The organism is Pseudomonas sp. GW823-FHT05G12 (genome assembly GCF_058795575.1).
Genome location: NZ_CM179501.1, coordinates 3,130,177 through 3,156,635, shown reverse-complemented (window position 1 = coordinate 3,156,635; position 26,459 = coordinate 3,130,177). Strand labels below are relative to the sequence as shown.

General features: G+C 64.1%; 20 protein-coding genes and 2 pseudogenes. 3 read left to right on the top strand and 19 right to left on the bottom strand.

Annotated elements, in window-relative coordinates; translation table 11 throughout:
• Positions 1–57 precede the first annotated feature (57 nt).
• Positions 58–321, top strand: a pseudogene (locus AC3RCM_RS14280) (LysE family transporter); the annotation flags it as partial.
• On the opposite strand, the gene AC3RCM_RS14275 reads toward AC3RCM_RS14280, so the two are convergent.
• The 15 genes from AC3RCM_RS14275 to AC3RCM_RS14205 form a co-directional block, all read right to left on the bottom strand.
• Complete coding sequence (locus tag AC3RCM_RS14275) at positions 318–2,795, bottom strand: autotransporter outer membrane beta-barrel domain-containing protein (protein WP_198747039.1); 2,478 nt, start codon at positions 2,793–2,795, stop codon at positions 318–320. The pseudogene AC3RCM_RS14280 and the gene AC3RCM_RS14275 overlap by 4 nt on opposite strands.
• 112 nt (positions 2,796–2,907) lie before the next feature.
• The gene (locus tag AC3RCM_RS14270) at positions 2,908–3,183 is read right to left on the bottom strand and encodes a peptidylprolyl isomerase (protein ID WP_010953969.1); all 276 of its coding nucleotides are present in this window, start codon (positions 3,181–3,183) and stop codon (positions 2,908–2,910) included.
• A gap of 87 nt (positions 3,184–3,270) precedes the next feature.
• Positions 3,271–5,223 carry an acetoacetate--CoA ligase gene (locus AC3RCM_RS14265; RefSeq protein WP_104887574.1) on the bottom strand — a complete coding sequence of 651 codons (1,953 nt, stop codon included), beginning with the start codon at positions 5,221–5,223 and terminating at the stop codon, positions 3,271–3,273.
• Positions 5,224–5,315: 92 nt separating this feature from the next.
• Positions 5,316–5,795 (bottom strand): serine protease inhibitor ecotin, encoded by a 480-nt coding sequence (gene eco, locus AC3RCM_RS14260; protein ID WP_012052429.1) that lies wholly within the window; start codon positions 5,793–5,795, stop codon positions 5,316–5,318.
• Between the two features lie 55 nt (positions 5,796–5,850).
• Positions 5,851–6,621 carry a 3-hydroxybutyrate dehydrogenase gene (gene hbdH, locus AC3RCM_RS14255; protein ID WP_010953972.1) on the bottom strand — a complete coding sequence of 257 codons (771 nt, stop codon included), beginning with the start codon at positions 6,619–6,621 and terminating at the stop codon, positions 5,851–5,853.
• A 10-nt stretch (positions 6,622–6,631) separates the two neighbouring features.
• The gene (locus tag AC3RCM_RS14250; protein ID WP_010953973.1) at positions 6,632–8,023 is read right to left on the bottom strand and encodes a GntP family permease; all 1,392 of its coding nucleotides are present in this window, start codon (positions 8,021–8,023) and stop codon (positions 6,632–6,634) included.
• 225 nt (positions 8,024–8,248) lie between these two features.
• Positions 8,249–9,631, bottom strand: a complete 1,383-nt coding sequence (locus AC3RCM_RS14245; protein ID WP_492628959.1) for a sigma-54 interaction domain-containing protein — start codon at positions 9,629–9,631, stop codon at positions 8,249–8,251.
• Positions 9,632–9,690: 59 nt separating this feature from the next.
• Entirely contained in the window at positions 9,691–10,707 is a 1,017-nt protein-coding gene (locus AC3RCM_RS14240; protein WP_020190943.1) for an ABC transporter permease, read from the bottom strand.
• Positions 10,707–11,765 (bottom strand): microcin C ABC transporter permease YejB, encoded by a 1,059-nt coding sequence (locus AC3RCM_RS14235; RefSeq protein ID WP_104887576.1) that lies wholly within the window; start codon positions 11,763–11,765, stop codon positions 10,707–10,709. Before AC3RCM_RS14235 ends, AC3RCM_RS14240 begins: the two co-directional genes overlap by 1 nt.
• Complete coding sequence (locus AC3RCM_RS14230; RefSeq protein WP_492628958.1) at positions 11,762–13,561, bottom strand: extracellular solute-binding protein; 1,800 nt, start codon at positions 13,559–13,561, stop codon at positions 11,762–11,764. The genes AC3RCM_RS14235 and AC3RCM_RS14230 overlap by 4 nt, the downstream gene beginning before the upstream one ends.
• A 142-nt stretch (positions 13,562–13,703) precedes the next feature.
• The gene (locus AC3RCM_RS14225; protein WP_003248318.1) at positions 13,704–13,985 is read right to left on the bottom strand and encodes a peptidylprolyl isomerase; all 282 of its coding nucleotides are present in this window, start codon (positions 13,983–13,985) and stop codon (positions 13,704–13,706) included.
• 80 nt (positions 13,986–14,065) lie between these two features.
• Positions 14,066–15,127 carry a 3-deoxy-7-phosphoheptulonate synthase gene (locus AC3RCM_RS14220; RefSeq protein ID WP_014591068.1) on the bottom strand — a complete coding sequence of 354 codons (1,062 nt, stop codon included), beginning with the start codon at positions 15,125–15,127 and terminating at the stop codon, positions 14,066–14,068.
• Positions 15,128–15,681: 554 nt separating this feature from the next.
• The gene (locus AC3RCM_RS14215; RefSeq protein ID WP_064490555.1) at positions 15,682–16,233 is read right to left on the bottom strand and encodes a YbhB/YbcL family Raf kinase inhibitor-like protein; all 552 of its coding nucleotides are present in this window, start codon (positions 16,231–16,233) and stop codon (positions 15,682–15,684) included.
• A gap of 48 nt (positions 16,234–16,281) precedes the next feature.
• Entirely contained in the window at positions 16,282–16,590 is a 309-nt protein-coding gene (locus tag AC3RCM_RS14210) for a hypothetical protein (protein ID WP_019438461.1), read from the bottom strand.
• Positions 16,591–16,671: 81 nt separating this feature from the next.
• The gene (locus tag AC3RCM_RS14205) at positions 16,672–17,970 is read right to left on the bottom strand and encodes an MFS transporter (protein WP_020190937.1); all 1,299 of its coding nucleotides are present in this window, start codon (positions 17,968–17,970) and stop codon (positions 16,672–16,674) included.
• Between the two features lie 426 nt (positions 17,971–18,396).
• On the opposite strand from AC3RCM_RS14205, the gene AC3RCM_RS14200 reads away from it, so the two are divergent.
• Positions 18,397–19,272, top strand: coding sequence for an AEC family transporter (locus tag AC3RCM_RS14200; protein WP_014591064.1), 876 nt, complete (start codon positions 18,397–18,399; stop codon positions 19,270–19,272).
• 136 nt (positions 19,273–19,408) lie between these two features.
• On the opposite strand, the gene AC3RCM_RS14195 is transcribed toward AC3RCM_RS14200, so the two are convergent.
• The 4 genes from AC3RCM_RS14195 to AC3RCM_RS14180 all read right to left on the bottom strand — a co-directional run bounded on the left by AC3RCM_RS14195 (position 19,409) and on the right by AC3RCM_RS14180 (position 26,055).
• Complete coding sequence (locus AC3RCM_RS14195) at positions 19,409–21,826, bottom strand: TonB-dependent siderophore receptor (RefSeq protein WP_409320474.1); 2,418 nt, start codon at positions 21,824–21,826, stop codon at positions 19,409–19,411.
• 155 nt (positions 21,827–21,981) lie between these two features.
• A complete protein-coding gene (locus AC3RCM_RS14190; RefSeq protein WP_049586091.1) occupies positions 21,982–22,944 on the bottom strand; it encodes a FecR domain-containing protein in 963 nt (320 codons plus the stop codon).
• A complete protein-coding gene (locus tag AC3RCM_RS14185) occupies positions 22,944–23,450 on the bottom strand; it encodes a sigma-70 family RNA polymerase sigma factor (protein ID WP_064490553.1) in 507 nt (168 codons plus the stop codon). Before AC3RCM_RS14185 ends, AC3RCM_RS14190 begins: the two co-directional genes overlap by 1 nt.
• 88 nt (positions 23,451–23,538) lie before the next feature.
• Positions 23,539–26,055 carry an excinuclease ABC subunit UvrA gene (locus tag AC3RCM_RS14180; RefSeq protein ID WP_064490552.1) on the bottom strand — a complete coding sequence of 839 codons (2,517 nt, stop codon included), beginning with the start codon at positions 26,053–26,055 and terminating at the stop codon, positions 23,539–23,541.
• A 58-nt stretch (positions 26,056–26,113) separates the two neighbouring features.
• Between AC3RCM_RS14180 and AC3RCM_RS14175 the strand changes: the two are divergent.
• A pseudogene (locus AC3RCM_RS14175) lies at positions 26,114–26,407 on the top strand (IclR family transcriptional regulator); the annotation flags it as partial.
• Positions 26,408–26,459 lie beyond the last annotated feature (52 nt).

The following is a 26,459-nucleotide window of genomic DNA, read 5'->3' as shown; positions in this document are numbered from 1 at the left end:
AAGTCCGGTTTTCGAGAGGGCGGTGTGGTTATATGTAATATATATTGCGATTCGTTAGGTAACCCCAAGGCCATCCTGATCTTCACCGCCTTCCTGCCGCAGTTCGTCTCGGTCGGTAGCAGCACCCCGGTAAGTGAGCAGTTCCTTTGGCTGGGTGTGTTGTTCCTGCTGCTGGAATGGGCGGCCATCGCCATCTACTCAGGCCTGGGCGCCTACATGCAGCGTTGGTTCAGCCAGCCCGGCCCACGCCGGATGTTCAACCGGGTCAGCGCGTCCTTGCTGGGCTGCGCGGGTCTCGGTCTGCTGGCTGCGCGCCGCTAGAACTGCCAGCGCACGCCCAGGTTCACGCCGCTGGCTTCCTGCTGGCGGCTGTCCAGGTTGGCGGTGTACTGCACGCCGCCATGCAGGCTCAGCGCTTCGTTGACCTGCGCTACCACACCGCTTTCCAGTTGCACTGAGGTATAGCGGTAATCGGTCTTGATCTTGTCAGCGTCATCGAAGGTCAAGGTGTCGCGCCCACCGTCGCCGTGCCACAGGTTGACCTGCGCAAAAGGCTGCAACAGGCGCCCGCTGCTCCCCGTGAACGCACCCTCCAGGCGCAGGCCCAAACGGCCGGTCAGCTCGCCCTGGGCGTCATGACTGATGCGCGAGACGCTGTCGCTGGCGCTGTCCAGCGCGACCTTTTGCGCAATCAGCTGAGCTTGCGGTTCCACGCGCCAGTGCTCGGACAGGGTGATGGGGTAGCCCGATTCCAGTGAAGCTGTCCAGGCGTGGCCGTCGAGGTTCAGCGTGTCGCCACGATCGGAGCGGGCGCGGCCATCCAGGCGGGTGTACTGCAACACCGCGTCCAGGTACGCGCCCTGTGGCCCGACCAGCGTCCAGTAGGTGCCCACGCTATCGCCATCGAGCTTCAGGTCGCCCACCCTGCGGTCGTGAACGGCCAGAGCAAACCCTTTGACGTCGGCGTCCAGGCGGCTATGGCTTACGTAGATACCGACATGCTGGCGGTAACCGTTCTCGCCAACCTTGGCATACAGGTCCTGGCCCACCTTGAAACCGTACAGGTCGCCATCCAGGCTCGGGCTGACCGTGCCGCTCCATTGCTGGCGCAGCGTGCCGCCGTAGGCTTGCCCCCAGCTGGCGGGGAGGGCGCTCTCACCCTGCAGTAACAGCTGGTCGCCCTGGCGTTGGTGGAAGGTGCCCAGTGCCTGGCGGGCGATGATCGCGGCCCCCCGCGGCGCTGCGGCATACACCGGGACCTCGGGGCGGTACAGCGGCAGGCTTTGGCCCTGCACCGGCGCCGGCAGCTCGGCCTGGCCGGGCGCTGGCGCAGCGACGGGCAGGGTGACGGCCGGGGCGATCACTGGCGGCTCGCCCGGTGCCGGCACAGGGGCTGGCGCGGGTGGCGCAACCAGCGTCGAGCGCAGGTACCAGCTGTTTTCACTGCCGGCAGTGACGCCCCCTTTGAACAACCGATAGTCGTAGGCACCGGCCGATAGCCTTTGGGTCTGAACAAAGGCGGTGGCCGTACTGGTGGCGCCGTCACGGGCTTCGACCACCTGGATGCCGTTCTGGGCAGTCGCCGCACCTGCGCCGTTGAGGTTGTTGATGAGCACCTGGGTAGAGCCGGCGATGGCGCCGCGGCTGATCACCAGGCGATCGGAAGCAGCGCCATCGCCGGCCAGCACGCTGTTCAGGCGCAGGGTGCCGTTGTTGCCGGTGTAATCGCCCTCGATGCGCAAGCGGCCCATGGCATCATTGCCGGCGGTGAGGTCAAGTGTGCCTGCGTTGCTGATTGCGGCGCGCTGGCCTGGGGCAAACGCAGTGATCACCCCTTGGCGTGAAGTGATGCTGCTGCTGGCGTCGAGGGTGAGGCTGCCCGTGCTGCTGTCACTGTCGCCCAGTACCAGCGTGTCATCCAGTGCCAGCCGGCTGCCGTTGTTCAGCGCCACGCGCTCCCAGTTCACATAGTGGGCACCGCCTGCCGGCTGGCTGGCATCGAACGTCAGGCTGTCGTTACCTCCGCCGCCGTCCAACGTGATACTCAGCACCTCGGGCGTAAGGCCTTTGAGCAGTGCCGTGTCATCACCTGGCCCGGCATCCACGCGCCCGCCAATACGGCCACCGTCCCAGGTGAAGCGGTCGTTGCCAGTGCTCAGCAACACATCGCCGCCAACCTGGCCACCGTGCACCAGCACCTGGTCATCGCCACCGCTGACGCTGATGTTGCCGCCGATGTTGCCCTCGAAGACTTCGATGTAGTCCTTGTCGAAGGCCGCGATGACGTTCCGGTCGACGCTGCCGCCACGCATGATGAAGGTGTTCTCGTCCAGCCGCATGTTGACGTTGCCGATACGCCCGTCGTCCATTTCGGCATAGTCGCCGCTGTCGAACGTGCCCTTGATCCAGCCACCGGTCATGTGAAAGGTGTCCAGGCCATCACCCTGGTTGAGGTTGCCTTCGATGACGCCGCCGCTCATGGCGAAGTCATCAATGCCAGCGCCTTGGTTGACGTTTCCGCCGACGCTGCCAGAGGCCATGTCGATGCTGTCTCTGCCGGCGCCGAAGGTTACGTCGCCGGTGATGGCGCCGCTACCGGATGCCGGGAATACCAGGCGGTTATCACCGCTGGTGTCCACCAGCGAGGGCGCAGTGCCGCTGTCACAGGTGTAGGTGTCGTTACCCGGGCCGGGTGAGAAGGTACAAGCCGCGTGTGCAGCGGGCGAGGCCATCCCCAGCAGCGGGAGCGAACCCAGGGTCAGCATCAGGCGTAGACGCATCAGGAAATCCTCCATTCTCCAGGGAGACCTGCGCACCACGTGTGGTGCACAGGGTTACCGGGGTTGTATAGAGGAGTGCGTCACGACCACAACTGGCAAAAATGTCAGGTGGCAAAGGGCTAGCGCATTAGTCGCGGTAGAACGTTTGCACCAGGTGGTAGCCGAATTTGCTCTTGATCGGCCCGTGTACCACTCGCAGAGGCTTCTTGAAGATCACCTGGTCGATGGCGCCGACCATCTGCCCCGGGCGAATTTCGCCCAAGTCACCACCACGCTTGCCGGATGGGCAAAGAGAGAACTTTTTCGCGAGCACGTCGAAAGCCTCGCCGTTGGCGATGCGCTGCTTGAGCTTTTCGGCTTCGTCAGCGGTCTTGACCAGAATGTGGCGGGCTTGGGCTTTCATGGGCTACCTGTGCATCGGGGAAAAAGGCGGCATTATGCCTGATTGAATCCCGTTGAAGCGATCGCGCCCAAATGGCCGCGATGAATGTCAGCTCTTCAGCTCAGCGCGATCGCGAAACTGCTCCAGCGCCTCCGGGTTGGCCAGGGCATCGGTGTTCTTCACCGGCCGCCCATGCACCACATCGCGAATCGCCAGTTCCACCAGCTTGCCACTGATGGTGCGCGGTATGTCGCTGACCTGGGCGATCACCGCCGGCACATGGCGGGGCGTGGTGTACTGGCGTATCACCTGGCGGATGTGCTGGCGCAAGGCTTCATCCAGCTGCAGGCCATCTTGCAGGCGCACGAACAGCACCACCCGCACATCCCCGTTCCAGTCCTGGCCGATGGCCACGCTTTCCACAACCTGTTCGACCTTTTCCACCTGGCGGTAGATCTCTGCCGTGCCAATGCGCACACCGCCCGGGTTGAGCACGGCGTCGGAGCGACCGTGGATCACCATGCCCCCGCTGGCACGCTGCTCCGCGTAGTCGCCCTGGGCCCACACCCCCGGAAACTGGCTGAAGTAGGCATCGTGGTAACGGCGACCGTCCGGGTCGTTCCAGAAACCGAGTGGCATCGAGGGGAAGTTGCGCGTGCACACCAGCTCGCCTTTTTCGTCCACCACGGGCTGACCCTGCTCGTTCCACACCTCCACCGCCATACCCAGGCCCTTGCACTGGATTTCGCCGCGACGCACAGGCAGGGTCGGGTTGCCCAGCACGAAGCAGGAGACAATGTCCGTGCCGCCCGACATGGACACGAGCCACAGGTCGGCCTTGATCTTGTCGTACACATAGTCATAGCTGTGCGGTGACAGCGGCGAACCGGTGGACAGCAGCAGCCGCAGGCTGGTCAGGCAGTGGCTGTTGGCAGGTTCCAGGCCTGCCTGCTCCAGTGCCGCCAGGTACTTGGCGCTGGTGCCGAAGGCGTGGATGCCTTCGGCCTCTATCAGGTCCAGAAGGCGCTCGGGGCCCGGGTGGAACGGCGAGCCGTCGTACAGCACCAGCGTGGCACCCACCGCCAGGCCGCTGGCCAGCCAGTTCCACATCATCCAGCCGCAGGTGGTGTAGTAGAACAGCACGTCATCGGCCTTCAGGTCGTTGTGCAGGCCGTGTTCCTTGAGGTGTTGCAACAGCACGCCTCCGGCGCGATGGACAATGCACTTGGGCACGCCGGTGGTGCCACTGGAATAGAGGATGTACAGCGGGTGGTCGAACGGTAGCGGGGTGAAACGGGGCTCGCCGCCAGGCTGGAAGAAGTCATCCCACAGGCTGACGTTGGCTGCCTGGAATTCATCGGCACGCGTGCCTTTGCGGGTATGGGGCACCACGATCAGTTGCTCCAGGCCAGGCAACTGCGCGCACACCTGGTTGACCTTGGTCACCTGGTCGATGGCCTTGCCCGCATACTGGTAACCGGCGCAGACGATCAGCAGCTTGGGTTCGATCTGGCCGAAGCGGTCGATGATGCCGTGCACGCCGAACTCGGGCGAGGAGGTAGACCAGACCGCGCCAAGGCTGGTGCAGGCGAGCATGGCCACCAGTGTTTGCCAGGTATTGGGCATGATGGCGGCTACCCGGTCGCCCGGGACGATACCTGCAGCCTTGAACGCCGTTTGCAGCCCGGCCACCTGTGCGGCCAGTTCGGCATGGGTGAATACTTCGCGCTGGCCATCTTCGCGTACGGCGACCACGGCCGGGCGGTCGTCGCGGCGGCGCAGCAGGTGTTCGGCAAAGTTCAGGGTGGCATTGGCGAACCATTGCGCATCGGGCATTTGCGGCCCTTCGCTGAGCACCTGGCTGGGTGGGGTATGCCAATGCACGTGGAAGTACTCGGCAAGGGTTTGCCAGAAGGCGCTGCGCTGTTCGATGCTCCAGCCGTGCAGGGCCTGGTAGTCGTTGAGTTGCAGGTTGTAGCGCAGGTTGACCCGGCGGCGGAAGGCATCCATCCGGCTGGCCTCGATCTGCGTTGTGGACGGGCGCCAGAGCACATCGTTCATGCCGAATCTCCTTTACCGGAACAAAAGCAGGCTCAGGGCAGGATCAGCCTTGTGTGGCGTATAGGCTGACCCTGCAGAGAAAGCGGTCCTGCCTACTCTACTTTAGCCTTCTGCACATCCTGCGATGCCGACCACACGCGGTAGCGCACTTCGACATCCTTGGGCACATACACCACCACCGGCAGCTTGCTGTTGTAGCGCAGCAGGAAGCCATCGCCGACCACCGGCACGAAGGCCTCGGTCTTCTTGCCGTCCGGGCAGGCCATCAGCGTGCTGGCCGGGCCGCTGACGTTGTCCAGGCGGTAGTAATTGTAGCCCCAGCCTTCCAGGGTGCGTGCTTCCAGGTTGCCGCCCAGGCGCTGACGATTGCAGTCGACCTGCAGCGTCTTGCCAGCGAGGATTTCCAGTTTATAGGCCGACTCGTCGGCCTGGGCCGGCAGGTGGATAACCTGCCGGGTGAAGCCTTTTTCCGCCTCGGGGTAGGGCGCGATGTCCTTCAGGCTGGCGGCCATCGCAGGTGCGGCGGCGGCCAGGCTCAGGGCCAGAATCGCGGTCATTGGGGTAGGGCGCATAAGGCCTCCTTGCTGATAAACGAATGCGGGGCCGTCGCCAGGCCCAGGTCGCCCGTCACTGGGCCAACCAGCCACCATCGACGTTCCAGGCGGCGCCGCGAACCTGGCTACCGGCCTCGCTGCACAGGAAGAGTACCAGCTCGCCGAGGTGTTCGGGGGTGACGAAGGCCAGCGATGGTTGCTTTTCTGCCAGCAGATCGTGCTGCGCTTGCAGCCGATCGCCACCCTTGGCCGCACGATCGTCGATCTGCTTTTGCACCAGCGGTGTCAGCACCCAGCCCGGGCATATGGCATTGCAGGTGACATGACTGGTGGCGGTTTCCAGGCCGACCACCTTGGTCAGGCCGATCACACCATGCTTGGCTGCCACGTAGGCTGCCTTGCCAATCGAGCCGACCAGGCCATGCACCGAAGCGATATTGATGATGCGCCCCCAGTTGCGCGTGCGCATGCCCGGCAGCGCCAGGCGCGTGCCATGGAATACGGCCGACAGGTTCAGGGCGATGATCTTGTCCCAGCTTTCTGGCGGGAACTGCTCAACCGGTGCCACATGCTGGATACCGGCGTTGTTGACCAGGATGTCGACGCCGCCGAACTCGCGTTCGGCCAGGTTGAACAAGGCCTCGATCTGGACCACATCCGACAGGTCGGCCGGGTGGTGCACAACCTTCACCCCGTGCCGGGCAATTTCCGCCATGGCGGGGCCCGGGTCACCAAAGCCGTTGAGCACGATGTTGGCGCCAGCCCGGGCCAATACCTGGGCGATGCCCAGGCCAATGCCGCTGGTGGAACCGGTGACGAGTGCAGTTTTGCCTTCAAGGGTCATGCAATGCTCCTTAGACGATGCCAGTGGCGTAGAACGTGGCGATGACCACGAACACCGCCAGGGTCTTGATCAGGGTAATACCAAAAATGTCCTTGTAGGCCTCGCGGTGGGTGAGGCCGGTCACCGCCAGCAAGGTGATCACCGCGCCGTTGTGCGGCAGGGTGTCCATGCCACCGCTGGCCATGGCCGCTACCCGGTGTAGCACTTCCAGCGGGATATCGGCCGCGTGGGCGGCGGCGATGAACGTGTCGCCCATGGCTGCCAAGGCGATGCTCATGCCGCCCGAAGCGGAGCCAGTGATGCCGGCCAGCAAGGTCACGGTGATGGCTTCGTTCACCAAGGGGTTGGGGATGCTGCGCAGGGCATCGGCCAGCACCAGAAAACCCGGCAGCGAGGCGATTACCGCGCCAAAGCCGTATTCCGAAGCGGTGTTCATGGCTGCCAGCAAGGCACCACCCACCGCGCTTTTGGTGCCTTCGGCCAGGCGTGTACGAATGGCGCCAAAGGCGCACACCAGGACCATCAGGATGCCCACCAGCAACGCGGCCTGCACAGCCCAGATGGCCGTCAGCTTGGTCACGTCGCTTTGTACCGGTGCACTCATGCCTGGCAATTGCAGGCTGTGACTGGGGCCGTACCAATGCGGTATCCAGTGGGTGAACACCAGGTTCATCACCCCCACCAGTATCAGCGGCGACAGCGCCAGCCAAGGGTTGGGCAGGCTCAGGTCGGCAGCGGTTTCCGGTTCGTTGCGCAAGTCGGTGCCATAACCTTCACCGGCGCGCTGGGCCTTGTTGCGCTGGCGCTGCAGGTAGGCCATGCCGGTAAAGAACACGAACAGCGTGCCGATCAGGCCTAGCCACGGTGCGGCCCAGGCGGTGGTGTTGAAGAAGGTGCTGGGGATGATGTTCTGGATCTGTGGGGTGCCGGGCAAGGCGTCCATGGTGAACGAGAATGCGCCCAGGGCGATGGTGGCCGGGATCAGGCGTTTGGGGATGTTGCTCTGGCGGAACATTTCGGCGGCGAACGGGTACACCGCGAACACCACCACGAACAGCGAAACACCGCCGTAAGTGAGCAGGGCACAGACCAGTACGATGACCAGCATCGCCTGGCGGGTGCCGAGCAGGCGGATGGCCGCGGCGACGATCGAGCGGGAGAAGCCGGACAGCTCGATCAGCTTGCCGAACACCGCCCCCAGCAGGAATACCGGGAAGTACAGTTTGATGAAACCGACCATTTTTTCCATGAACACCCCCGTGAACGCAGGGGCGACGGCGGCAGGGTCGGTGAGCAGGACAGCGCCGAGGGCGGCGATGGGGGCGAAGAGGATTACGCTGTAACCGCGGTAGGCGGCCAGCATCAGCAAGGCCAAAGCAGCGAGTGCGATGAGCACGGTCATCGGGGTGGGTCTCCTGGGTGAGTCTTGTTTTTATCGTTGAGCAGGAGATAGCGGGAATCGTGCCAACTATGTAACTGGCTGATTTGTAAGGGTTAAAGGGTTTTGTTAGAAGTCTGTGTCTACATTCAGAGACGCCATGGGCTGCCTTACAGCCCATCGCTGGCTTGCCTGTGCTAAAGGGCGGAGCTCTGGCGGTAATCTCAAATCAGAAACAAAAGTCTCCAATCAGAGACCAAGTGCCGCCATCTTCTTGTACAGCGTCGACCGCCCCAGCCCTAAGGCTGCTGCTGCCTCTGGCACGTTTCCCCCCTGTTCGGCCAGCGCCCCGGCAATCAGGCCGCGTTCAAAGGCCTCGCAGGCCTCACGGTAGCTCTGCCGCACGGGCGCTTCAGCCAGCGGGCTCAATGGCCCCAATGCCGCACGCAGGTCCGCAACCCCCAACCGGGGCTGATCCGCCAGCAGGGTCGCGCGCTCCAGCACATTGCGCAGCTCGCGAATGTTCCCCGGCCACGCATGCCTGGCCAGCAGTTGCTGCGCTTCAGCTTCCAGCTCGTACTGGCTGCCCAGCTCAGCCAATATGGCCTCGCACAGCGCGGGCAGGTCCTCCAGCCGTTGCCGCAACGGCGGAACATCGATCGGCAGCACATTCAGCCGGTAATACAGGTCGGCGCGGAAGGCCCCGCGGGCCATGGCAGCCTGCAGGTCGATGGAGGTGGCGGCAATGATGCGCACATCGCTGCGCAGCATCTGGTTCGACCCGACCGGTTCGTATTCCTTTTCCTGCAGCACCCGCAGCAGTTTGCTCTGCAGGGCCAGCGGCATGTCGCCGATCTCGTCGAGGAACAGCGTGCCGCCTTCGGCCAGTTGCAGGTTGCCGCTGCGGCCCTTGCGGTCGGCACCGGTAAAGGCACCCGGCGCAGTACCGAAGAATTCGGCTTCCAGCAGCGTCTCCGGGATGGCTGCGCTGTTGATGCTGACAAAAGCTTTGTGTGCCCGTGCCGACGCTGCGTGAATGGCATGGGCCAGCAGCTCCTTGCCGGTGCCGGTTTCGCCCAGCAGCAACACGGGCGAATCACTGCTGGCGCCACGCCGGGCGCGTCGTTTGGCTTCCAGGCTGGGCGCGCTGCTGCCTACGAACTGGGCGAAGCTGTATTTGGCCTGGCGGGCGCGCAGTTGCGAGCGGGTCGAGGCCAGTTCCTGCTGCATGCTGGCGTAGCGCTTGAGCAGCGGCGACAGGCTGCGCAGTTCGTCGAACAGGGCAAAGCCAATGGCGCCGATCAGCGCGCCCTGGTCATCGTGGATGGGCAGGCGCATGACCACCAACGGCTCGTTCGGCGTGTCGAGCATGTCCAGCAGGATGGGCCGGCCATTGCTCACCACGTCGCGCATCAGGCTGCCGGGGATTACCGTTTCGCAGGGCTGGCCGATGGCACTGGCAGCGTCGGCCAGGCCAAAGCGTCGGGCGTAGCGTTCGTTCATCCAGACGATGCGTGCCTGGCGGTCGACGATCACCGTGCCCTCGCTGGACTGCTCAATGATCTCGAACAGTGAGCGGATCGCCAGTTGCCGTACCTGGGGGTAGTCCTTGAGGCTGTCGCTGTCGTGCATGGGTGAACATCCTGAATCATGTATTGGCACAAGCCCGCGAAAAGGCCAGGCCTGAAAACTCATCGTCGAGGGTCAAACGCCTCACGCAAGGCATCCCCGATAAACACCAGCAGTGACAGGATCACCGCCAGCGCAAAGAACGCGGTAAAGCCCAACCACGGTGCCTCCAGGTGCTGCTTGCCCTGGGTCACCAGCTCGCCCAGCGAGGCGCTGCCCGCTGGCATGCCAAAGCCCAGAAAGTCCAGCGCGGTCAGTGTGGTGATCGCCCCGGTCAGCATGAACGGCACATAGGTCAGCGTGGCATTCATTGCATTGGGCAAGATATGCCGCAACATCACCTGACTGTCCGGTAACCCCAACGCCCGCGCAGCCTTTACATACTCCAGGTTGCGCCCACGCAGGAACTCGGCGCGCACGACGTCGACCAGGGTCAGCCAGGAGAACAGCGCCATGATCCCCAGCAGCCACCAGAAATCCGGCTCGACGAAACCGCTGAGGATGATCAACAGATACAACACTGGCAACCCCGACCATACCTCCAGCAACCGCTGGCCGAGCAGGTCGACCCAGCCCCCGTGGTAGCCTTGCAGGGCGCCCGCCGCCACGCCAATGAGCACACTGACCACGGTCAGGGCAAAGGCGAACAGCAGCGATACCCGCGTGCCATAAAGCACCCGCGCCAGCACGTCACGGCCTTGGTCGTCGGTGCCTAGCCAGTTGCTGGCACTGGGCGGACTGGGGGTGGGCACCTGCAGGTCGTAATTTGGTGTGTCGGCACTGAACGGGATAGGTGCGAACAGCATCCAGCCACCCTGTTCAGCGATCAGTTGGCGCACATAGGCGCTGCGGTAGTCGGGCTGAAACGGCAGTTGCCCGCCGAACTGCTGCTCGGTATAGCGTTTGAGCGCCGGAACGTACAAATTGCCCTTGTAGCCCAGCAGCAGTGGTTTGTCGTTGGCCACCAGTTCGGCGCAAAGGCTCAGCAGCAGAAGGCCGGCAAACAACCACAGCGACACCCAGCCCAGGCGGTGGCGGCGAAAACGTTGCAGGCGACGGCGCGACAGGGGCGATAGCATCAGTGCGCCCTCGTATCGAAGTCGATGCGCGGGTCGAGCAGGGTGTAAGACAGGTCCCCGATCAGGCGAATCAGCAGGCCCGCCAGGGTGAAGATGAACAGCGTGCCGAACACCACCGGGTAATCCCGCGACACGGCGGCCTCATAGCTCATGCGGCCCAGGCCGTCGAGCGAGAAGATCACCTCGATCAGCAACGAGCCGGCAAAGAACACGGTGATCAGCGCCTGTGGCAGCCCGGCCACCACCAGCAGCATGGCGTTGCGCAACACATGGCCATACAGCACGCGGCGTTCGCTGAGGCCCTTGGCCCGGGCAGTGACCACGTATTGGCGGGAAACCTCGTCGAGGAAGGCATTCTTGGTCAACAGCGTGAGGGTGGCGAACCCACCGATCACCAGGGCCGCGACCGGCAGCACCAGGTGCCAGAAGTAGTCGGCGACCTTGCCCAGCAGGCTGAGCTCGTCGAAATTGTCCGAGACCAGGCCGCGCACCGGGAACCAGTTGAGCGAAGTGCCGCCGGCAAACAGGACGATCAGCAGCAGGGCGAACAGGAACGAAGGCAGGGCGTAACCGATCACGATCAACGCGCTGCTCCAGGCATCGAAGCGGCTGCCGTGGCGCATCGCCTTGCGGATGCCCAGCGGAATCGACACCAGGTAGGTGATCAGCGTGGCCCAGAAGCCCAGCGACAGGGTGACCGGCAACTTGTCGAGAATCAGGTCGGTGACTTTGGCGCCGCGGAAGAAGCTGTTGCCAAAGTCCAGCCGGGCATATTGGCCGAGCATCAACCAAAGCCGCTCGGGGGCGGATTTGTCGAAGCCATACTGGCGCTTGATCTCCTCGATCAGTTTCGGGTCCAGGCCGCGTGTGGCCCGGGATTCGCCATGGACCACTTCAGCTCGAGAGCCGGGTGCGCCGCCACCGATGCCCTGCAGGCGCGCCACGGCTTGTTCCACCGGGCCACCCGGCGCGGCCTGGACGATGGCGAAATTGACCAGCAGGATCGCCAGCAGCGTCGGGATGATCAGCAACAGACGGCGCAGGATATAAGCGGTCATGGCGAGGCCTTCCGGTGTTCGGCCATCTGCGCGTTGGTCAGCGGGGTAGGGCTTACCTCCCACCAGGTGTCCAGGCCTTCGTCATAGGTGGCCTGGACCTTGGGCAGGCCGAAGCGGTTCCACCAGACGGTGGAGCTGCCCGGCGGGTAATAGTTGGGGATCCAGTAGTAATTCCATTGCAGCACGCGGTCCAGGGCATGGGCGTGGCGCAGCATGTCGGCTTGGGTGTCGGCGCGGACCAGGCCGTCGATCAGGTGGTCCACGGCCGGGTCCTGCAGGACCATCAGGTTGTTCGAGCCGGGGTCGTGAGCGGCCGCCGAGCCAAAGTAGTTGTACAACTCGGCACCCGGCGACAGGGTGACCGGGTAGCCGGTGACGATCATGTCGTAATCGCGCGCCATCAGCCGGTTGACGTACTGGGCCGAGTCGACGTTGCGGATGTTCAGGGTAACGCCGATCTGGGCCAGGTTGCGCTTCCACGGCAGCAGCAGGCGTTCAAGGCCCGCCTGGCCATTGAGGAACGTGAACGCCAGCGGCGTGCCCTGGCTATTGACCAGGCGGTCGCCTTCGGGGTGCCAGCCGGCTTGTACGAGCAGGGCCAGGGCCTGCAACTGCTGTTTACGGATGATCCCCGAGCCGTCGGTGACCGGGGCAGTGAACACCGTGGTGAACACTTCATCTGGCACTTGGCCGCGCAAGGGGGCGAGCAGCTTCAACTCGCCCGCATCCGGCAACTGGCGAGCGGCCAACGGCGTATTGGAGAACACGCTTTGCTGGCGGATGTACAGGTTGCGCATCATCTGCCGGTTGCTCCACTCGAAGTCCCATAACATACCCAGCGCCTGCCGCACACGGCGGTCCTTGAACTGCGGCTGGTCGAGGTTGAACACAAAACCCTGAGCCACCTGCGGTTTGGCCGGGCCCAGGTGGGCGCGCTGCAGGCGGCCGTCGTCCAGTTGCGCACCGTTGTAGCCCAAGGTGTAGGCCGTGGCGGAGAACTCGCGGTTGTAGTCGTAGCCACCGCCTTTGAGTACCTGGCGCGCCACTTCGGTGTCGCCGAAGTACTCGATGCGCAGCTTGTCGAAATTGTAGCGGCCACGGCTGGCGGGCAGGTCACGTGCCCACCATGCCGGGTCGCGTTCGAAGGTGATGCTGCGGCCGTTGTCGATGCGCCCGATTCGGTATGGCCCGCTGCCGACTGGCTTGTCGAAGCCGGCACCGTTGGCAAAGTCGCGCTGCTGCAGGTCGTGCTCGGGCATTACCGGCAGGCTGGCGAGGTCCAGCGCCAGGGTGCGGCCGTGCTCGGGCTTCAAGTCGAATCGCACGCTGTGCAGGTTTTCCACGGTCACGCCGGCCACGTCGGCAAACTGGGTACGGTACTTGAGGCTGCCCTTGCTCATCAGCAGTTCGAAGGTGAAACGAACGTCTTCGGCGCGCACCGGCTTGCCATCGGCGAAGGTGGCGCGTGGGTCGAGGTCGAAACGTAGCCACTCATCATTGGGGCCGCGCTCCATGCGCCGGGCGATCAGGCCGTAAACGGTATAGGGTTCATCGTACGAGCGTACCGCCAGTGGCGCGTACAGCAGGCCATCGACTTCGCTGACACCGATGCCTTTGTCGATATAGGGGAGGATGTGGTCGAACTGGCCGATCTCGATGGCCGAGCGGCGCAAGATGCCGCCCTTGGGGGCGGAGGGGTTTACATAGTCGAAATGCCGGAAGCTGGCGGCGTAGCGGGGGGCTTCACCGTAGACCGTGAGGGCGTGGGTGGGAGCGGCCTGGACCGTAAAGCCCATGCACGAAAATACAAGCCCCCACAATACTTGTGGGAGCGGGTTTACCCGCGAATGCGTCGGAGCAGGCAACGAGGTTGTCTGGTCTGGCCTCTTCGCGGGTAAACCCGCTCCCACAGGGGGGCTGATCACCGGGAGGGGTGAATCAGTCCTGGCGGCTGGTCACTTCCAGCAGGTGGTAGCCGAACTGGGTCTTCACCGGGCCTTGCACGGTGTTGACCGGTGCGCTGAAGACCACGGTGTCGAATTCCTTGACCATCTGGCCTGGGCCGAACGAGCCCAGGTCACCGCCCTGACGGCTGGACGGGCAGGTGGAGTTGGCTTTGGCGATTTCAGCGAAGTCGGCGCCTGCTTCGATCTGGGCTTTGAGTTCGTTGCACTTGTCTTCGCTGCTGACCAGAATGTGGCGGGCGGTTGCACGGGCCATGGGTACTGCTCCTTGGGGGTAAAAAGGCAAGCCTAGCGCACTTGTCCGGGGTATGTCTCGCCAGGCTTACAACCTTCGGCCTACAGTTTTTGTGCCGCCTCACGCAACAGGGTTTCGGTCGAGGCCCAGCCCAGGCAGCCGTCGGTAATCGACACACCGTATTTCAGCGTGCCCTTGCCCAGCGCCTGGCAGCCATCGAACAAGTGCCCTTCGATCATGACGCCGACCAGCGAACGGTCGCCGGCCAGGCGCTGTTCCAGCACATCATTGAAGACCGCTGGCTGGCGCGCCGGGTCCTTGCCGCTGTTGGCGTGGCTGCAATCGACCATGATCCGTGCCTGCAGGCCGGCCTTGGCCAACGCCTGACGGGCCATGGCAATGCTGTTGGCATCGTGGTTCGGGCCTTTGTGGCCGCCGCGCAGCACAAGGTGTGTGTCCGGGTTGCCCAAGGTCTCGATGATCGCCGGGTGGCCCTGTGCATCCATACCGAAGTGGCGGTGCGGGTGGGCAGCGCTGCGCATGGCGTCGCTGGCGATGGCGATGCCGCCGTCCGTACCGTTCTTGAAGCCGACCGGCAGCTCCAGGCCACTGACCATTTCGCGGTGGATTTGCGATTCGGTGGTGCGTGCGCCGATCGCCGCCCAGGCCAACAGGTCGTCGAAGTAGCCGGCGGCCATCGGTTGCAGCAACTCGGTGGCGATCGGCAGGCCGCGTTCGATCATGCTCAGCATCAGCCCGCGAGACAAGGCGATACCCGAGTGCATGTCGTCACTGCCATCGAGGTGCGGGTCGTAGGCAAGGCCTTTCCAGCCCACTGTAGTACGTGGTTTTTCGACGTAGGCGCGCATCACCAGCAGCAGCTTGTCGTTGACTTCGCGGCCAAGGGCGGCCAGGCGGTCGGCGTATTCAAGGGCCGAGCGTGGGTCATGAATCGAGCACGGGCCGACGATGACCAGCAGGCGCGGGTCGCGGCCTTCGAGGATGTTGCGGATGGCCTGGCGATGGGCCTGGACTTGCTGGGCCAGTTCGCTGGGCAGTGGCATCTGCTGCTTGAGCAGGTGCGGGCTGGGCAGGCGTTTGCTGACAGTGGTGTTGGCCGCTTGCGGCTGGGTCAGGGGCAGGGCGAGGCTGGAAGCGTGCATGGCGTTTTTCCCTGGGCGGACAGCGGGTTCAAGCCCGCATGGTCGGCCCTATCGAGGTGTTCGACAGATCGTTGAATTCGTATTGGCTGCTGCATTGCCACCTGTAGAAGACCGGTCGGAGGCGGCAGGCTGGCCCGAACGGGATTGGCTAAATCGCCAGGCGCAGGTGTTTGCGTAGTAATAAGTGGCGTAGTTCATGAATCTGTCCTCAAAGTGAATCGGTGTTGGTCAAAGGCCTGAAAAACAAAACCCCCGGTCGGGAAGCCGACCGGGGGTTTGAGTATTCTCATGTTCGGCGGCCCCTCGAAGGTGGACGCCGGGTGGGTATCGGCGCCTAGTGGCTAAACCAATACCCAAAGTAATAGCTGGCAGGTGCCACGCAGCCGGCAACGGCCAGCACAGGGCGCAGGCTGCGACCGGTGTGGTTGGCGTGGTTGCGGGTGTGTTTCGGCATGTTGCTCTCCAGTGAATGAGCCCGAGCTTACTTCAGTTCGTGCGGGCCATTCAATGGATAAATGCTATGGGGCCGATCATTTATTTTTGTACTGACTGGTTCAATGGCCGTAGCGTCCGACCAGGCTCTGCGCCCCCAGGGCGTGGCCTTGCAGCAGTTGCAGCAGGCCGCTGCGGTCCAGCCCCTCGGGCAAGGTACCCAAGGGCAGGTCGGTGGCAATCAGGGTCAGGGCGTAATGATGGGGGTTGTCGCCGGCGGGTGGACAGGGGCCGCGGTAGCTCTGGGTGCCACGGGAGTTGCGGCCCACTGTCACGTAGGGCCCGCTCAACCCCGCCATGCCTTCCTTGAGCCCATCGTGTTCGGGATCGATGTTGTAGGCCACCCAGTGCACCACACCCACACCCTTGCCACCGTCCGGGTCGAACATGATCAGGGCCAGCGACCGCGTACCTGCGGGCAGGTTGTCCCAGCTCAGTTGCGGGGTCCGCTCTTCACCGGCACCGCATGCCGGGTCCTGGCCGACCTGTTGCAGGGCAATGACGCCGCCATCGGTGAAAGACGAGGAACTGACCGACATCGCGCCTTGGCCGCCTGCGGCGGCTAACGCTGTGCAGGGCAGCAAAGCAGCGAACAGCCAGTGTCTGAAGTGCATGGTCAATCCTTGGCAGGGCGTCAGGGCTCAGTCTAGACCAGGTCTGCTTCAGCGGCTGTCCTGGTCCTCGGCAGTGCCTCCGCTGGCTCCGGCACCAGAGCCGGTGGCTTCGCCGGTGCTGTTGGAGCCGCCAGACGCACCGTCGGCGGCATCGGCATTGCTGCCGGTGTCACTGCTGTCGTTACCTTTGCTGCTACCGGGGCTGTTGACGCTGCTGCCTTCACCGGCGGTCTTGCCGCCGGATTGGTCAGTTTGCGGATGGCTGTCGGTATGGGTGTCGGTGGCGGCGAAGGCAGCGCCGGTGAGGCTGGTCAGGGCCAGCGCCAGGCTCAGGGACAGCGGGCGAATACGGATCATGGGACTTCTCCTTTGTGCAAGATCTGACATTCGTTTGGCTGGCAGCTGCTGGCGGGGTGCCTTCTGGGCGACGAGTGGCAATCAACAGGATTCCGAGCGCTGTGCGGTTGCCGGGGTTTCGACCGGCTCCAGCGGCGGATGCTCCTGCGCCGCATGCATCAGGTCTTCGGTCACCCGCAACTCGGCACCGGTTGGCGAGAAGGTGGTCGAAGCGGTGAACGGCGCCGGGTGCTCTGCCGCCGGGCGTTTGCCGCGGCGCCACATGAAGAAGCACACCATGGCCAGGTTGACCACGGCAAACGCCCAGAACAGCCCAGCCTCGCCAAACTCGGTCATCATCGGCGAAATGGCCACCGGTGCCATGGCCGAGCCCAGCGAGTTGATCAGCAGCAGGCCCTGGATCATCGGCACCAGCGCATCGGACGGCGCGCGGTCGGCCGCATGGCTGACCGCCACCGGGTACAGGGTGAACACGCCACCACCCAGCAGGAACAGCATGGCCGGCAGCAGGAACGAGTCCGATGGCAGGAACACCGTTACAAGGGACAGGACAACGCACAACGCGGCGAGCGCGAGCAGCACATCGAGGCGGTCCTTGCGGTCGGACCAGCGCCCGACCGGGTATTGCAGCAGCATCGCGCCAAGGATCACCCAGGCCATCATGTTGCCGACCTCACCCACCTCCAGGCCGATGCGCTGCAGGTACAGTGGCAGCAGCGCATAGATGCCGGCAATCGCTACACCCGAGCCGAAGCAGCCGACCAGGCCCGACGGTGCCACGCCCAGCAACTGGCGAGGTTTGAGGGGTTCGACCTGGTCCAGCAGCGGCGACACCCGCGGCAGGATCACGATCGGCAACACCGACAGGGCGGCCAGCACGCCGGCCAGCATGAACGGGGCGGTATCGCCTAGCTGGGTGATTTCGCCAAGACCGGCCTGGGCGATCACCCCGGCGCCGTAGAAGGCGATCATGTACAGCGCCAGCAGGCGGCCGCGGATTTTCGCGTCGCCAGCCAGCAACAGCCAGCTTTCGATCACCAGGAACACGCCCACTGCGGCCCAGCCGTTGATCAGGCGTAGCACCGACCACCAGGTGACCTCGTAGAACAACCCTTGCAGCAGGATGGTCACGGCGATCAGCGAGGCGAAGCTGGTATAGGCGCGGATGTGGCCGATGCGCAGGATCAGCCGGTCGTTGAAGATGGCGCCGAGGGTCAGGCCGATGAAGTAAGTCGACGAGACGATACCAATGGTAGTGGCAGACTCACCGGCGGCGCCCAGGCGCAGGGTGGTCAGGGAAGACATGAAGCCGTTGCCCAGGGCAATGATGAACAGCCCGAGCAGGGGCGCCAGCGCCATGGCCAGCAAACGCGGAGACATACGTACCTCTAGTTGGATGAGCGGAATGAGCACCTTCTCGGCGCGCACACCGGCTCGACCCGGCAAGGGGCGAGTGGCGACACGGATGCGACCTGGGCAAGACTCAACCGCTGGGCGCTATGGGAGATGGGCCGGGCGGGGAGGGTTGAGCCTACTTCACATGTGCGTTCATGTGTTCAGGCGCTGACTCTGTCATTGCTGCTGGTTGCCACCGTTCAAGGCGACGGGCGAAAAGGAAGCGGGATTCTACGGGCTTGGACGCTTTTGCCCAAGGGGCTCGGGTGTGCGACGAGACGCCGCAGTCTCAGCGCGACATGAACATGTCTTCCACAGACATTTTCGATGGCGGCTCCTGCGTGCATTGAAATCGGCCCGGTAATCTCACTGAGTGCTGCATAATGCCGAACCCCACCAAGGAAGGCCCCCATGTTCGCGTCGCTGTTCGCAGTCCTGGCCCCGGTTTTCATCGTCGCCGGAATTGGTTTTGCCTGGGCCCGCAAGGGCCTGGATTATCCCACTGACTTCATCGCCCGGGTGGTGATGACCGTCGGCACACCTTCGCTGGTACTGTCCACCCTCAGCCGTACCGAGCTGGACCCGAATGCCTTTACCAGCATGGCCGTGGCCTGCTTGCTGTGCACCCTGGGTATGGCCCTGGCCGCTTTGCTGGTGTGTCGCGCGTCGGGCATGCACTGGCGGGTACTGCTGCCGGCGTTCATGTTCCCCAACACCGGCAACATGGGCCTGCCGATCAGTCTGTATGCCTTCGGGGAGCATGGCCTGGCCCTGGCCGTGGCATTTTTCCTGACCCTGTCGATCGTGCAGTTCACCATCGGCATGGCCATCTCCGGCACGGCGGCTTCGCTCAAGGCGCTGTTGCGCAACCCTATCGTCATCAGCCTGGCCGGCGCCATGCCCATCATTTTTCTCGATTTCGAACTGCCGCGTTGGCTGGCCAACACCGCAGACCTGCTGGGCGGCATGACCATTCCGCTCATGCTGCTGACCTTGGGGGTGTCACTGGCCAGCATTCGCCTGCGTCATGTGGGCAGCGGCATGCTGCTGGGCGGCTTGCGCATTGGCCTGGGGGCTGCGGTGGGCTGGGCAGTGGGCGCGGTACTGGGTATGGACAGCCTGGAGCGTGCGGTGCTGATGGTGCAGTCGGCGATGCCGGTAGCCGTGTTCAACTACCTGATGGCGGTGCGGGCCAACCGTGAGCCAGAGCAGGTGGCGAACCTGGTGATGTGTTCTACGGTGCTGTCGTTTGCCTGGTTGCCGGTGGTGCTGGCTTGGTGGATGTAAGCCTGTTCTGGCCTTTTCGCGGGCTTGTCCGTGAAAAGGCCAGTGGCAATCACATCATGTTCTGCCGTGGACGCACCCGGGGCACCCTGCAGGAACTTTAGACGCTGCAGCGTTCAGCCTTGCTCATCAAAGCGTCTTAGAAGTCTACACTGGCCGACAAGCGCAAAACCCGCGGCGTACCTTGCGTCAGGTAGTTGTTCGAGGTCGACGCCGAAGCCCAGTACGCCTTGTTCGCCACGTTCTCCACATTGGCGCGCAATGTCACCTGCTTGTCGTCGAGCTTGAAGCGGTAGCGCCCGCCCAGGTCCACCCGGGTCCAGGCGGGGATGCTCAGGCTGTTGGCCGCATTCACATACTGGCCACCCGTGCGCAGCAGCCGGGCACTGAGCGCGGCGCCTTCGATACCGGGCACGTCCCAGTCGGCGCCCAGGTTGTACTGAAAGCGCGGCACGCCAGCAGCACGGTTGCCGTCGTTGCTGCCATAGGCCGTGTTTTTCTGTTCGGTGTGCATGAACACCGCGCCTGTCAGCAGACGCAAGCCGTCTAGCGGTTCACCGAACAGGTTCAGCTCCACCCCCTTGTTGACCTGCTCGCCGTCCATGCTGAACGTGTCCAGCGCTGCCCCGGGAGCGCGATAGGTCACGCTGTTGGGCTGCTCGATACGGTACACGCCCAGGCTCGCACCAAAGCTGTTCCAGTCCAGCTTCACCCCGGCCTCTACCTGTTTGCTGCGCTTGGGCGGGAATACTTCGTTGGCATTGCTGACACTCGAGGGGGCCGTTGGCCCCTGGGCCAGGCCCTCGATGCGGTTGGCATAGAACGACACATGCTCCCAGGGTTTGATCACCAGGCCATACACCGGGGTTGTAATCGACTCATCGTAAGGCGTGTTGCGCACACCTGTGGCAGTCGCCCAGCTGTCGACGCTGATCGACTGCCGGCGCACGCCCACGGTCAACAGCACGCGGTCATCCAGCAGCCCCAGGGTGTCGGACAACGCGACGCTCTTGTTGCGGTTTTTGCCGACGATGCGCGGGTCGTGCAAATCGCTGCCGAAATAGGTATCGGTCGGGCGCGGCACCTTGACCGGGTTGTAAAGGTTGCTGTCATAACGCTTGCTGGCCGCCAGCGCCTCGTAGGCCGAGCGCTGCTCACCCCACAGGCCCGACAGGCCAAAATTGACCCGGTGGCTGACCGGGCCGGTGGCAAAGCGGCCATTGACGCCGGCGACGGCGCTCTTGTTGTCTTCGTCGTGGGGCGCATAGAGGAACCCGCCGCGTGCGGTGCCATTCCCGTCACTGACATAGAGCGAGGAATACTCGCCGTTCTCACGGGTATGCTTGGCCCCGGCGCCGGCATACAGCATCCAGGCGTCGTTCAGGTCGTACTCGGCGTTGAGCATGCCGTAGGTGTCTTCCAGCTGCGACCAGCTCCAGGCCTGCGAGTAGTTGTCTCGCGCCGATGGCGCCCGGGGAACCTTGTCGCCGGTGGGGTAGATCACCGCACGGCCCTGGTTGATACGCTCTTTCTGGTAACCCAGGTCGGTGGACAGGCGCAGCCGTTCACCACGGTAGTCAAGGGCCACGGCAAGCAGGGTGGAATGCTGGGCCTCGTCATCGATGCCGCTGCCACCGTCATGCTGAGCCAGGTTGATGCGGGCGCCAAAACGGTTGTCTTCACCAAAACGTTGGCCCAGGTCGAGGTGGCCACCCACGTTGTCGCCCGTGGCGTAGTCGAGGGTGACATGCCGCGTGGCGCTATCTTCGGCACGCTTGGGCACCAGGTTGATCGCCCCACCGATGCCGCTACCCTGTGGTGCGACCCCATTGAGAAAAGCACTGGAACCCTTGAATACTTCGACCCGCTCGAGTGCCTCGGTCGTCACGATCTGCCTCGGTAGCACCCCGTACAGGCCGTTATAGCTGATGTCGTCGGTGTTCAGCGGCAAACCGCGAATGGTGAATACCTGCGAAAAGTTGCCAAAGCCCGCCGACTGGCGCACTGACGCGTCATTGAGCAGCACGTCACCCAGGGTACGGGCCTGCTGGTCGGCGATGGTCTTGGCGGTATAGCTGGTAACGCTGAACGGCACGTCGCTGATTGCCTGGTCGCCCAGCACGCCCAGGCGGGCACTACGGGCTACCTGGCCACCTTGCCAGGTATCGGTGCTGGCGGCCAGGTCGCTGTTGATGGTAGTCGCGCCCAGTTCCACGGCATTGCCCAGGTCGACCGTCGGCGCCAAGGTATAACCGCCACTGTCGGTAGTGATCAGGCTGTAGCCACTGCCGGCCAACAGACGGGCAAAGCCTTGCGCGATACTGTAGCTGCCCTCCAGGCCTTGGCTTTGTACGCCCCTGAGCAGGGCCGGGTCGAATGACAACGCCACCCCGGCGTTGGCGGCAAAGCGCGCCAGCACATCGGCCAACGGGCCTGCCGCCAGGTGGTAAGTGCGCGCGGAGGTGTCGGCTGCCATCGCGGTGGGGGCCAGGGCGGCCATGGCGATGGCTAGGCTCAGGGCCTTCAAAGGCAAGCGGTACGGCTGGCGAGGCGTCATGCGTGGGTCCTGTGGGTGCAGAAATGAAGGTTCTGCACTCATCACCGGACGACGCAGGAAAAGGTATCAATCGTGCTGCCCATCGTCCCTGTGGGAACAACTGTCCTGCTCACACGTTGAAGGTTGGCGCGATCACCGTGAGCGTTGCCAGGCTTTCACACGTGTGGCTCCACAGTTACCCAGTAGCGGGTCATGCCCTGAATGTTCACCGGCAGGGTGTCGCTCAGCAGCCGCAGGCTGGCATCGGTGTCGGCCAGCGGGAATGCGCCAGACACCTTCAGCTCGCGCACTGCCGGGTGGCAGCGCAGCACGCCGGGGCGATAGCGGGCCAACTCTTGCAGCAGGTCGGCCAAGCGCATGTCGCGAGCCAGCAGCATGCCGTGCTCCCAGGCCAGGTCACCGGTTTCCAGCGGTGAGGCCGGTAGCACCCGGTCCCCATCGAAAGCGCTGCGCTCGCCTGCCTTGAGCAACAGGCTGTCGGCATGCAGCGGTCGAGTGTCGACTGCGCCTTCCAGGACGGCGACCTGGGTCAGCGGGCCATGGATGCGCACGCTGAAGCGAGTGCCCCTGGCAGTTGCCTGCCCATGCGGGGTGCGCACTGACAGTGGCCGGGCCGGGGTCGCTGGGTCTTTGGCGCTGGTCAGTAGAATTTCGCCCGCCAGCAGGTCAATGCGGCGCTGTCGCGCGTCAAAGGTGATATCGATGGCGGTGTCAGTGTTAAGCAGCACCTGGCTGCCGTCGGCGAGCGTCAACGTGCGTTGTTCGCCGACCGCTGTATGCGCATCGGCGGTCCATTGCTGCCACGGCGTTTCGCGCCAGGCCAGCCAGGCTGCCGGTGCTGCCAGCAGCCACAGCCCCAGGCGATGCAGCGCTTGGCGACGACTTACCGCGCCGTTACGGCTCAGACGGCGCAGGGTTTCACCGGTAACCGGTGTGGGCAGGCGGCGGAAATCACCGAGGATGGCCTCTGCACGCTGCCACGCCTGGGCGTGCTGGGCACTGCGCTTGCACCAGGCCTGCACGGCGCGGTGGTCGGCTTCAGTGGCGGTGCCCGATTGCAGCTGCACCAGCCAGTCAGCCGCTTCGCCCAGGATCAGCGGGTCAATGCGCTGCACCATCACTCGATGCTCAGGCAGGCAAGGAATGCCGTACGCATGTCGCGCTTGATCGTGATCAGCGAAACCTGCAGCTGTTCGGCGATTTGGGCGTAGGTCAGGCCGTCCAGCTGTGACAGCAGGAACACCTGACGTACCCGCGCCGGCATGTCGCGCAGCATGGCGTCGATGCGGTACAGGGTTTCAAGGATCAGCCAGCGCGTTTCCGGCGAAGGCACCTCGGGTTGCGGCAAATGGGCGATGGCCTCCAGGTAGGCCCGCTCGACATCCTGGCGGCGCCAGCGGTCGACCACCAGGCCCTTGGCTATATGAGTAAGCAAGGCCCGGGGTTCGTTGCCAAAGTAGGGGTTGCCTTGGCGGCTGAGCAGGCGCACGAACGTGTCGTGAGCCAGGTCGGCGGCATCGCAGGCATTGCCCACTTTACGGCCCAGCCAACCCTGCAGCCAGCCATGGTGCTCGGTGTACAGCGTCTGGACCTGCAGGTTGAGGCTAGGTTCGGCGGGTGGCATGGCGGGCGCGTGGCTCCGGAAGCGTGAGTGCAATCAAGAATTGATCGCATTCTAATCGGCGGCCCAGGAAACTGGCAATGCGCAGGCATCACAAGGCCTTGGCCAAAAACGCCGCCGTGCGGCTGTCGGTACATGCCGCCACCACCTGCGGCGTGCCACTGACCACCACCTTGCCCCCGGCATCACCAGCCCCCGGCCCGATATCGATCACCCAGTCGCTCTGCGCCACCACTCGCATGTCGTGTTCGACCACCACCACGCTATGCCCGCTTTCTACCAGGCGGTTCAGCTGTACCAGCAGCCGGTCGATGTCCTGCGGGTGCAAGCCGTTGGTGGGCTCATCCAGCACATACAGGGTCGCCCCGCGGGCCATGCGCTGCAGTTCGGTCGCCAGCTTGATCCGCTGCGCTTCACCACCGGACAGCTCGGTGGCCGGCTGGCCCAGACGCAAGTAGCCCAGGCCGATATCCTGCAGCACTTGCAGACAACGGCGGGCAGGCGGTTGCTCGGCAAAAACCTGCAGGGCCTGGTCGACGGTCAACTGCAGCACTTGCGCGATGTTCATGCCTTGCCAGCTCACCGCCAGGGTTTCGGGGTTGTAGCGGGCACCCTGACAGGTCGGGCAGGGCGCATATACGCTGGGCATGAACAGCAACTCTACGCTGACGAAACCCTCTCCCTCGCAGTTGGCGCACCGGCCCTTGGCAACGTTGAAGGAAAAGCGCCCGGCATCGAAGCCCTTTGCCTTGGCCTGCTCGGTAGCCGCGAAGAGTTTGCGCACGTGGTCGAACAGGCCTGTGTAGGTGGCCAGGTTGGAGCGCGGCGTGCGGCCGATCGGCTTCTGGTCAACTTGCACCAGCCGCTTGATGCTGCCAAGCCCGGCGCTTACGTGGCCGCTGCTGGTCTGTTCGGGTTCGTCTTCCAGGCTTTGCGCTTCGGGCTCGCTACGTTGCTCGGCATGGCCCAGGTGTGCCCCCACCAGTTCCAGCAGGGCCTGGCTGACCAGGCTGGATTTGCCCGAGCCGGAAATACCGGTAACGGCGGTAAAGCAGCCCAGCGGAAATGCAGCGCTCAGGTTATCGAGGTTATTGCGCGTGATGCCTTCGAGCTTCAGCCAGTCGCGGGCCTGGCGGGGGGCGCGTGCGGCCTGTACCGGGGCATTGAACAGGTAGGTGCGGGTGCATGACTGTTGCACCTCGACCAGGCCGGCAGGCGGCCCGCTGTAGAGGATGGTGCCACCATGCTCGCCGGCAGCTGGCCCTACATCCACCAGCCAGTCGGCGCGGCGCATGGTGTCCAGGTCGTGCTCCACCACATACACCGAGTTGCCAGCCTGTTTCAGGCGCTGCAGGGCTTCGAACAGCGCTTCACTGTCGGCCGGGTGCAGGCCGGCCGACGGCTCGTCGAGTACGTAGACCACCCCAAACAGCTGCGAATTCAGCTGGGTGGCCAGGCGCAGGCGTTGCAGTTCACCAGAAGACAAGGTCGGGGTGCTGCGCTCCAGGGCCAGGTAGCCGAGGCCGAGGTCAAGCAGCGTATCAATGCGTTCGAGCAGCTCGTTGGCGATGCGTTGGGCCGCCAGGCGTTTTTCCAGTGTCAGCTCGTCCTGCTGCTGGGTCAGGTAGTCGGCTGCTGCCACCTTGCGGAACACCTCGGCCAACGCCTGCAACGACAGGTGCGACAGTTCGGCGATGTCCAGCCCGGCGAAGGTCACGCCCAGCGCTTCGCGCTTCAGGCGTTTGCCCTGGCACAGCGGGCAGGGGCTGGGGCGCATGTACTGGGCCACACGCTTGCGCATCTGCGCGCTCTGCGAGTGCATGAAGGTATGCAGCACGTAACGCCGGGCACCCATGAACGTGCCTTGATAGCTGGGCTCGAGTTTGCGCTTGAGCGCTTCGCGGGTCTGCGCCGGCGTCAGGCCGGCGTACACGGGGGCGGTGGGCGTCTCTTCGGTGAACAGGATCCAGTCGCGCTGCGCCTGAGGCAGGTCGCGCCAAGGGATATCGACGTCATAGCCCAGCGTGACCAGAATGTCGCGCAGGTTTTGCCCTTGCCAGGCCATTGGCCACGCCGCCACCGCACGCTCACGGATGGTCAGCGACGGGTCGGGGACCATGGTCGCTTCGGTCACCTCGTAGACACGGCCCAGGCCATGGCACTGCGGGCAAGCGCCTTGGGGCGTGTTCGGAGAAAAGTCTTCGGCGTACAGCATCGCTTGCCCGGGCGGGTAATGGCCAGCGCGGGAATAGAGCATGCGGATCGAGCTGGACAAAGTGGTCACGCTACCCACCGAGGAGCGTGCACTCGGCGTGCCGCGTTGCTGCTGCAGGGCCACCGCCGGCGGCAGCCCGTCGATGGCATCCACATCCGGGACGCCAACCTGGTCGATCAGGCGCCGGGCATAGGGCGCGACCGATTCGAAATAGCGGCGCTGGGCTTCGGCATACAGCGTGGAGAACGCCAGCGAAGACTTGCCCGAGCCAGACACGCCGGTGAACACCACCAAGGCGTCGCGGGGGATATCGACATCGATGTTCTTCAGGTTGTGCTCGCGGGCGCCACGGACGCGGATGAAACCGCTTGGGGTGGTCGGGCTTGGAGGCATGAAGCAGTCCTTGTCTGAAGCTGAGCAGTGCGCTCAAGTTAACAGCAATAGCAGCGCGCTGCAGCGCCTGGCGGCCCATGAGCGGCTGGATGACGATGGGTTGTTGCGCGATATCGAAGAACAAGCGCACAAGGGCTTTGGTCAGCGCACCGAAGGCTACTGGGAATACCCGGTACGCCTGCCGTTCCTGATCCGCGCCATTGCCTTGCCGGTACATGCCGAAGGGCGCCTGGTCGGCAGCATTGCCTTGCAATGGCCGCTGGATCAGGCGCCGGTGGAGCGGGTGTCGAGCCTGCACCTGAGCAGTTTGGCGACCACGGTGGGGGAAGTGCAGCGGGCCTTGGCTGTTTGATGTTTCCTGCACGGGTTTCTTCGCGGGTAAGCCACAGACGCAAGCATTGCCA

What these genes read in the sequence shown, in the direction of transcription:
- AC3RCM_RS14275 (WP_198747039.1), bottom strand. Translation starts at nt 2,795, where the DNA reads ATGGAGGATTTCCTGATGCGTCTACGCCTGATGCTGACCCTGGGTTCG.
- AC3RCM_RS14270 (WP_010953969.1), bottom strand. Translation starts at nt 3,183, where the DNA reads ATGAAAGCCCAAGCCCGCCACATTCTGGTCAAGACCGCTGACGAAGCC.
- AC3RCM_RS14265 (WP_104887574.1), bottom strand. Translation starts at nt 5,223, where the DNA reads ATGAACGATGTGCTCTGGCGCCCGTCCACAACGCAGATCGAGGCCAGC.
- eco (WP_012052429.1), bottom strand. Translation starts at nt 5,795, where the DNA reads ATGCGCCCTACCCCAATGACCGCGATTCTGGCCCTGAGCCTGGCCGCC.
- hbdH (WP_010953972.1), bottom strand. Translation starts at nt 6,621, where the DNA reads ATGACCCTTGAAGGCAAAACTGCACTCGTCACCGGTTCCACCAGCGGC.
- AC3RCM_RS14250 (WP_010953973.1), bottom strand. Translation starts at nt 8,023, where the DNA reads ATGACCGTGCTCATCGCACTCGCTGCTTTGGCCTTGCTGATGCTGGCC.
- AC3RCM_RS14245 (WP_492628959.1), bottom strand. Translation starts at nt 9,631, where the DNA reads ATGCACGACAGCGACAGCCTCAAGGACTACCCCCAGGTACGGCAACTG.
- AC3RCM_RS14240 (WP_020190943.1), bottom strand. Translation starts at nt 10,707, where the DNA reads ATGCTATCGCCCCTGTCGCGCCGTCGCCTGCAACGTTTTCGCCGCCAC.
- AC3RCM_RS14235 (WP_104887576.1), bottom strand. Translation starts at nt 11,765, where the DNA reads ATGACCGCTTATATCCTGCGCCGTCTGTTGCTGATCATCCCGACGCTG.
- AC3RCM_RS14230 (WP_492628958.1), bottom strand. Translation starts at nt 13,561, where the DNA reads ATGGGCTTTACGGTCCAGGCCGCTCCCACCCACGCCCTCACGGTCTAC.
- AC3RCM_RS14225 (WP_003248318.1), bottom strand. Translation starts at nt 13,985, where the DNA reads ATGGCCCGTGCAACCGCCCGCCACATTCTGGTCAGCAGCGAAGACAAG.
- AC3RCM_RS14220 (WP_014591068.1), bottom strand. Translation starts at nt 15,127, where the DNA reads ATGCACGCTTCCAGCCTCGCCCTGCCCCTGACCCAGCCGCAAGCGGCC.
- AC3RCM_RS14215 (WP_064490555.1), bottom strand. Translation starts at nt 16,233, where the DNA reads ATGCACTTCAGACACTGGCTGTTCGCTGCTTTGCTGCCCTGCACAGCG.
- AC3RCM_RS14210 (WP_019438461.1), bottom strand. Translation starts at nt 16,590, where the DNA reads ATGATCCGTATTCGCCCGCTGTCCCTGAGCCTGGCGCTGGCCCTGACC.
- AC3RCM_RS14205 (WP_020190937.1), bottom strand. Translation starts at nt 17,970, where the DNA reads ATGTCTCCGCGTTTGCTGGCCATGGCGCTGGCGCCCCTGCTCGGGCTG.
- AC3RCM_RS14200 (WP_014591064.1), top strand. Translation starts at nt 18,397, where the DNA reads ATGTTCGCGTCGCTGTTCGCAGTCCTGGCCCCGGTTTTCATCGTCGCC.
- AC3RCM_RS14195 (WP_409320474.1), bottom strand. Translation starts at nt 21,826, where the DNA reads ATGACGCCTCGCCAGCCGTACCGCTTGCCTTTGAAGGCCCTGAGCCTA.
- AC3RCM_RS14190 (WP_049586091.1), bottom strand. Translation starts at nt 22,944, where the DNA reads ATGGTGCAGCGCATTGACCCGCTGATCCTGGGCGAAGCGGCTGACTGG.
- AC3RCM_RS14185 (WP_064490553.1), bottom strand. Translation starts at nt 23,450, where the DNA reads ATGCCACCCGCCGAACCTAGCCTCAACCTGCAGGTCCAGACGCTGTAC.
- AC3RCM_RS14180 (WP_064490552.1), bottom strand. Translation starts at nt 26,055, where the DNA reads ATGCCTCCAAGCCCGACCACCCCAAGCGGTTTCATCCGCGTCCGTGGC.